6 protein-coding genes are annotated in these 6,910 nt (G+C 58.6%); 5 read left to right on the top strand and 1 reads right to left on the bottom strand.

Going from position 1 to position 6,910, the window contains the following annotated elements; genetic code table 11:
• The first annotated feature begins 294 nt into the window (after nucleotides 1-294).
• The 5 genes from ACOCD2_RS09785 (at nucleotide 295) to cydC (ending at nucleotide 6,710) form a co-directional block, all read left to right on the top strand.
• Nucleotides 295-1,902 carry a cytochrome ubiquinol oxidase subunit I gene (locus ACOCD2_RS09785; RefSeq protein WP_293645838.1) on the top strand — a complete coding sequence of 536 codons (1,608 nt, stop codon included), beginning with the start codon at nucleotides 295-297 and terminating at the stop codon, nucleotides 1,900-1,902.
• Nucleotides 1,899-3,038 carry a cytochrome d ubiquinol oxidase subunit II gene (cydB, locus tag ACOCD2_RS09780; RefSeq protein ID WP_293645836.1) on the top strand — a complete coding sequence of 380 codons (1,140 nt, stop codon included), beginning with the start codon at nucleotides 1,899-1,901 and terminating at the stop codon, nucleotides 3,036-3,038. Before ACOCD2_RS09785 ends, cydB begins: the two co-directional genes overlap by 4 nt.
• A gap of 15 nt (nucleotides 3,039-3,053) precedes the next feature.
• Nucleotides 3,054-3,176: a cytochrome bd-I oxidase subunit CydX gene (cydX, locus tag ACOCD2_RS09775; RefSeq protein WP_293645834.1), complete on the top strand. Its 123-nt coding sequence runs from the start codon at nucleotides 3,054-3,056 to the stop codon at nucleotides 3,174-3,176.
• Nucleotides 3,177-3,237: 61 nt separating this feature from the next.
• A complete protein-coding gene (cydD, locus tag ACOCD2_RS09770) occupies nucleotides 3,238-4,971 on the top strand; it encodes a thiol reductant ABC exporter subunit CydD (RefSeq protein WP_293645832.1) in 1,734 nt (577 codons plus the stop codon).
• Entirely contained in the window at nucleotides 4,968-6,710 is a 1,743-nt protein-coding gene (gene cydC / locus ACOCD2_RS09765; RefSeq protein ID WP_293645830.1) for a thiol reductant ABC exporter subunit CydC, read from the top strand. Before cydD ends, cydC begins: the two co-directional genes overlap by 4 nt.
• 6 nt (nucleotides 6,711-6,716) lie before the next feature.
• On the opposite strand, the gene ACOCD2_RS09760 is transcribed toward cydC, so the two are convergent.
• On the bottom strand, nucleotides 6,717-6,910 hold a 194-nt coding region (locus tag ACOCD2_RS09760), incomplete at its 5' end, for a hypothetical protein (RefSeq protein ID WP_293645828.1).

Genomic DNA, 6,910 nt, shown 5'->3' with positions numbered 1-6,910 from the left:
AATTCAACTTTCATTCCACCGATACTGACAATGGAAACATTATCCCTGAAATACCCCCGCCCGCAGGGACTTTTTTATTTTGGAAAACGGTATTCGGCCCGCCACGGGAACCATTTAATATTTGTGGATATAGCAGAAAGCTGTTGCCCACTTTACGGAAGATGACATAAAGTTAAAAAGAACACACCCGGGTTCTGAATAACAAAAGCAAGAGAACCCTCGAAGGTACCGCAGCTGCCTGTTGCTTTTTTTGCCGTATCAGGCTGATGCGATCCAGTCAAAAGGGAGGAGACCATGCTTGATCCGACAATGGTCGAGCTGTCGCGCTGGCAGTTTGCCGTCACTGTTTTATATCACTTCATATTCGTACCACTGACCCTGGGCATGACCTGGATTCTGGTCATCATGGAATCGGTGTATGTCATGACCGGCCGCCAGATCTACAAGGACATGACCCGTTTCTGGGGTAAGCTGTTCGGCATCAACTTCGCCCTGGGGGTGACCACGGGCCTGACCATGGAGTTCCAGTTCGGCACCAACTGGGCCTATTACTCTCACTATGTCGGTGACGTGTTCGGCGCACCCCTGGCGATCGAAGGCCTGATGGCCTTCTTCCTGGAATCCACCTTCGTCGGCATGTTCTTCCTCGGCTGGGAACGCCTCAGCAAACGTCAGCATCTGGCGGTGACTTTTCTGACGGCTATCGGCACCAACCTGTCCGCCCTGTGGATTCTCATCGCCAACGGCTGGATGCAGAATCCCGTCGGCGCCGAATTCAGCTACGAAACCATGCGCATGGAAATGACCAGCTTTGCCGACCTGATATTCAATCCTGTCGCTCAGGTCAAGTTTATTCATACGGTCGCCGGTGGCTATGTGGCTGCATCCATGTTCGTGCTCGGCATCAGCTCCTGGTACATCCTCAAAGGCAGGGACCTGGCCTTTGCCAAGCGCTCCTTCTCGGTTGCCGCGGGCTTTGGACTCGCCTCCATTTTCTCGGTCATCATCCTCGGCGACGAGAGCGGTTACGAGGTGGGCGATGTGCAGCGGGTAAAACTGGCGGCCATCGAAGCCGAATGGGAGACAGAAGAAGCCCCGGCAGCTTTCACGCTGATGGGCATGCCGGACAATGAAGCCCAGGAAACCCACGGCGCCATCAAGGTTCCCTATGTGATGGGCATTATTGCCACCCGCTCGCTGGACGAAGAAGTCATGGGGCTCAAGGACCTCATGAAAGAACACGAAAAGCGCATCCGCAACGGCATGATCGCCTATGGACTGCTGGTCAAGCTGCGTGCGGGGGACAAGAGCGAACAGACCATTGCCGCTTTCGAAAAGGTGAAGAAAGACCTGGGTTATGGTCTGTTGCTCAAGCGCTATACACCTGATGTGATCGATGCCACCGAAGCGCAGATCCAGATGGCCGTGAGGGACAGTATCCCCGATGTGGCGCCGGTTTTCTGGGGCTTCCGCATCATGGTGGCATCCGGTTTTACCATGCTGTTCATATTCATCATGGCCTTCTACTACAACGCCAAGCGGGTGATCGAGAAAAAGCGCTGGCTGTTGCGCCTGGCCCTGTATGGTATTCCCCTGCCCTGGATCGCCATCGAATTCGGCTGGTTCGTGGCTGAGTACGGACGCCAGCCCTGGGCCATCGGTGAAGTGCTGCCCACTTTCCTGGCCACGTCCAGCCTGACGGTCACAGACCTCATCATCAGCATCACCGGTTTTGTCATCTTCTACACCATACTCCTGATCATCGAGATGTGGCTCATGTTCCATTTCGCCCGCAAGGGACCCAGCAGCCTGCACACGGGACGCTATCACTTCGAACAGGGTGCCGGTGGCGTGCTCGCCGACCAGCCCCGGCAGAAAGCAGAACAGGAGATATTGCCATGATCATGGACTACGAAACACTGAAACTGGTCTGGTGGCTGCTCATCGGCATTCTTTTCATCGGCTTTGCCATTGCAGACGGGATGGACATGGGTGTGGGCAACCTGTTGCTCCTCATCGGCAAGACCGATGCGCAAAGGCGCGTCATGATAAACACCGTCGGCCCCCACTGGGACGGCAACCAGGTATGGTTCATCACCGCCGGCGGCGCCCTGTTCGCCGCCTGGCCCATGGTCTATGCCGCTGCCTTTTCGGGCTTCTACTTCGCCATGCTGCTGGTGCTGTTCGCCCTGTTCTTCCGCCCCGTGGGCTTCGACTACCGCAGCAAGTTTGAAAACAGCAAGTGGCGCAACAGCTGGGACATCGGGCTGTTCATCGGCAGCTTCGTGCCACCACTGGTATTTGGCATCGCCTTCGGCAATCTGCTGCTGGGCGTGCCTTTCCATATGGATGAATTCATGCGGCCTTTCTATACCGGATCATTCTTCGCGCTTTTTCATCCCTTCGCACTGGTGTGCGGTCTGGTGGCGGTGGCCATGCTGACCATGCACGGCGCCATCTGGCTGCAGATGCGCACCAGCGGCGAACTGGCGGCAAGCGCCGGCCGGTGGGTAATCTACAGCGGACTCGCCACTGTCGCCCTGTTTGCCGTTGGCGGCATCTGGCTGGCATTCGGCATGGACGGTTATCACATCATCTCCATGCCTTCCCCCAATGATGCGTCGAATCCTCTGGTGAAAACCGTGGAGGTTTCAGCCGGTGCCTGGTTCGACAACTATCGCAACATGCCGCTGACACTGGTGTTTCCCCTGATGGGGTTTGCCGGTGCCGGGCTGACCATGCTGCTGTCCAGGGCAGGCAGGCCGGGATTCGGTTTCGTCACCAGCGCCCTGACGCTGGCAGGCATCATCATGACGGCCGGGATCTCCCTGTTCCCGTTCATCATGCCGTCCAGCACGAACCCCAATCACAGCCTGACGATCTGGGACGCCACCTCCAGCCACCTGACACTTACGGTGATGTTCTGGGCCGTTATGATCTTCCTGCCCATCATCCTGGGCTACACCTTGTGGAACTATTACAAGATGTGGGGCAAGGTCACCACCGAAGAAATCGAAGGGCGCTTTTCAGCCTACTGATAGGAGAGACAGAATATGTGGTATTTCACCTGGATTCTGGGCGTGCTGCTGGCATTGGCATTCGGCATCATCAACGTGCTCTGGTACGAAGCGGAACAACACCAGGAAAGCATCGCAAACGATGAAGAGGACAGCTAGCCGCCTGTTTTCCCGGATAGTCACCGGGCTGGGTTTGGCGCCCATCAGCAGATAGACGGGCGTGGAAGCAGCATCCTGGCTCAAGCAGCAGAAAGCCGCAGCCGAACCCTGGCTGCGCCGCGCCATCGGTCTGGGCTGGCTGAACGGCCTTGTGCTCGCCATCCAGGCCTGGCTGCTGGCGGACATCATCGACGCCGTCAGTTTTCAGGGCCAGGACCTGGAAAGCCGGCAGGTACAACTGATCGGGTTGCTTTCCCTGTTTCCCCTTCGTGCCCTGCTGGGCTGGGGCAGCGAACACTGTTCCGCCCATGCGGCCGTCAAGCTCAAACACCGCCTGCGTTCCGAGCTGTTCGATCATCTGCGTGCGCTGGGTCCCGCCGGCACTGCAAACCATCCCAGCGGCGGGCTGGCCACCAGCCTCAGCGATGGTATCGAGGCACTGGGCGGTTACTATTCCCGCTATCTGCCGGCAGCCATCTTCATGACGGTCATCCCCTTCACACTGCTGATCTTCATTGCGCCGCGTGACTGGATAGCGGCTCTCATACTTGTCATTACTGCCCCCCTGGTACCACTTTTCATGATCCTCATCGGCAAGGGTGCTGAAAAACACAACCAGCGCCAGTGGCGGCAACTGACGCGCATGAATGCGCACTTTCTGGATGTGATCCAGGGACTTACCACCCTCAAACTGTTCAACGCCAGCCGCCGGGAAGCGGAAGTCGTCCGGCAGATGTCCGATAGCTACCGCCGCCACACCCTGTCCGTGCTGCGCCTTGCATTCCTGTCTTCCTTCACCCTGGAATTCTTTGCCACCGTGAGCATTGCAGTGGTGGCTGTCATCATCGGTTTCCGCCTCTACTGGGGGCAGATGGAATTCATCCACGGTTTCTATGTACTGCTGCTGGCGCCGGAATTCTACCTGCCCCTGCGCAACATGGGCAGCACCTATCACGATCGCATGGAGGCCATCGGTGCCGCAGAACAACTGATACAGATCCTCGATACCCCGCCGCCATGGCGACAGACCGGCACCCGGCCCTTTCAGCCCAGGCAAAGATCGGGGGTATCCCTGCGCCTGGACAATGTCGGGTTTGCCTATGCAGAAAACAGCGAGGCATTGCACGACCTTGATCTCGATATCGGGACTGGCGAACGCCTCGCCATCGTCGGCCCCAGCGGTGCAGGAAAATCCACCCTGTTCAACCTGCTCATGGGATTTCTGGAGCCGACAAAGGGAAAGATCATGGCGGACGGCCAGCCGCTGCAGCAAATGGACATGAAAAGCTGGCGCCACGAAATCGCCTGGGTGCCCCAATCGCCCCATCTGTTTTACGGATCGGTCCTGGACAATATCCGCCTGGGCAGGCCCGAGGCCACCCTGGACGAAGCAAAAACCGCTGCAGACAGCGCCCGCTGTCTCGATTTCATCCTGGCCCTGCCCGCGCAATTCGACACCGTGGTTGGCGAAGGCGGAAGGAAACTCTCCGGCGGGCAGGTTCAGCGCATCGCACTGGCAAGGGCCTTTCTGCGGCAGGCGCGACTCATACTCCTGGACGAGCCCACCGCCAATCTCGACCTGGAAAGCGAACGGCAGATCCAGCAGGCTGTGGACAGGCTGTCGGAACAGGCCACGCTGATCACCATCGCCCACCGCCTGCACAGCGTGTACCAGGCTGACAGAATCCTGGTGCTGCAGCAGGGACGCATCGTGGAACAGGGCAATCACCGCTCGTTGCTCGAAGGCGGTGGCCTCTATGCCGATATGCTGGGCGCCTACGGTGAGGGAAGATGAAGGATTTTCTGCGCCTAGTCCGCCTTTTCCGGCCTTATTACGGCTGGCTGGCGCTGGGCCTGCTGCTTTCCCTGGTCACCCTGCTGGCCAACGTGGTGCTCATGAGCACGTCGGGCTGGTTCATCGCGGCCATGGGACTGGCCGGCATCGCAGGTGTGACCATGAACTATTTCACCCCGGCAGCCATTATTCGCGCCTGCGCCATTGTTCGCACTACCGGCCGCTATGGTGAGCGTCTCATCACCCATGACGCCACCCTGCGCGTACTGTCCGGCCTGCGTGTATGGTTCTACAGGCACCTGGAGCCTCTGGCCCCCGGCAGGCTCGGCGACTACCGGAGCGGAGACCTGCTCAGCCGCATGGGCAGCGATATCGATGCCCTGGACAACACCTACCTGCGCATTCTGCTGCCCCTGTCTGTTGCCGCCATGGCCAGCCTGGTGTTCCTGGGCTGGCTGTACTGGCAACAGCCCCGCCTGGCACTGGCCGAAGCCGGGCTGCTATGTATTGCCGGCCTGCTGTTTCCCTGGTGGCTTGCAGGAAAAAGCGCGGTGGCAAGCAGGGAGATCATCGAGGCGTCTTCCCGGTTGCGTACAGATGCCGTGGACGCGCTGCAAGGTCTGGGAGAGCTGGTGCTGTATGGGGCGGATACCGCCCATGGAAAAAATCTGCGCGGTCACAGTAAAAGCCTGGGCGCCAGCCAGCTGGCCCTGAGCCGCTGGTCCTCTGCAGGACAATCCATGGTATTGCTCTGCGCATGGACAACGGTGTGGCTGATGCTGGTGCTGCTGGCGCCGGCAGTGGCCCAAGGCAGCATGCCTCCGGCCAATCTGCCCATGTTCGCCCTGTTTGCACTGGCAAGTTTCGAGGCGGTCACCCCCCTGCCGCTCGCCTTTCAGTCGGTGCATGGCACACTGGCCGCGGCCAGGCGTCTGTTTTCACTCGTGGACCAGAAACCGCTGATAGCAGAAGAGACGCGGCTGACATCCCCGGCGGCCTCCACATTCGGTTTCGAGTTCAGGAACGTTGATTTCCACTATCCCCGGAACGGGCAGCCCGCCCTTGAAAAAATCAGCTTTACCATCCCTGTAGGCAGCAAGACCGCCATACTCGGCCCCACGGGAGCCGGAAAAAGCACACTGGTCAACCTCATGCTCAAATTCCACGCCCCCGACAGGGGCGATGTCTTCTTTGCGGGCTCATCCCTGGCAGCATGGCCCGCAGAATCACTGCGTCAGCACCTTGCTGTCGTGGATCAGCACAGTCACCTGTTCATCGGCAGCATCCGGCAGAATCTGCTGTTGGCCGATCCTTCGGCCACGGAAGCGCAACTCGAAGCCGCCTGCGAAACCGCTTGCATCCTCGACTGGATTCGCTCCCTGCCCGATGGGCTGAATACGGAAATCGGTGAAGCCGCACTCAGAATATCCGGTGGGGAGGCTCGCCGTCTGGCTATTGCCCGCAGCCTGCTGAAGAACGCTCCGGTACTGATCCTGGACGAGCCCACAGAAGGTCTGGACCCCGTCACGTCACGCCAGCTGATGAAGAACCTGCTGCGCCATTGCGAAGAGCGCAGCTTTATCATGATAACCCACCAAATCAATGACTTACCTGAAATGGACCAGATTATCCTCCTTGACAAAGGCCAAATGAAAGGCTGTGGCAGTCATCGGCAATTGCTGGTCAATACACCTGAATACCAGGCCCTGCAGGCTTTTGCACCCGTCTTCAATCGGTGATCCCTTTCACACAACAGCAATCCGGTACGGGATTTGCATCTCGAATTGAGGATTGTCAATGCAACTGAAGGCAAAACTATTAGTCGAGTAGATCGGCCATTGCTGGCTTTCACCCTCACAGAACCGGACGTGCGGATTTCCCGCATCCGGCTCTTCCGAGCAGGTCACCCGGATTGAGCGGGAGCCAATTGTCTGGGCGC

This window comes from Thiolapillus sp., from assembly GCF_048562965.1.
Classification (GTDB): domain Bacteria; phylum Pseudomonadota; class Gammaproteobacteria; order Chromatiales; family Chromatiaceae; genus Thiolapillus; species Thiolapillus brandeum_A.
Note: the sequence above shows the minus strand (reverse complement) of the source record. Positions and strands in the feature narration are given on the sequence as shown.

Coding starts and splice junctions, on each gene's coding strand:
- ACOCD2_RS09785 (WP_293645838.1), top strand. CDS start 295: ATGCTTGATCCGACAATGGTCGAGCTGTCGCGCTGGCAGTTTGCCGTC.
- cydB (WP_293645836.1), top strand. CDS start 1,899: ATGATCATGGACTACGAAACACTGAAACTGGTCTGGTGGCTGCTCATC.
- cydX (WP_293645834.1), top strand. CDS start 3,054: ATGTGGTATTTCACCTGGATTCTGGGCGTGCTGCTGGCATTGGCATTC.
- cydC (WP_293645830.1), top strand. CDS start 4,968: ATGAAGGATTTTCTGCGCCTAGTCCGCCTTTTCCGGCCTTATTACGGC.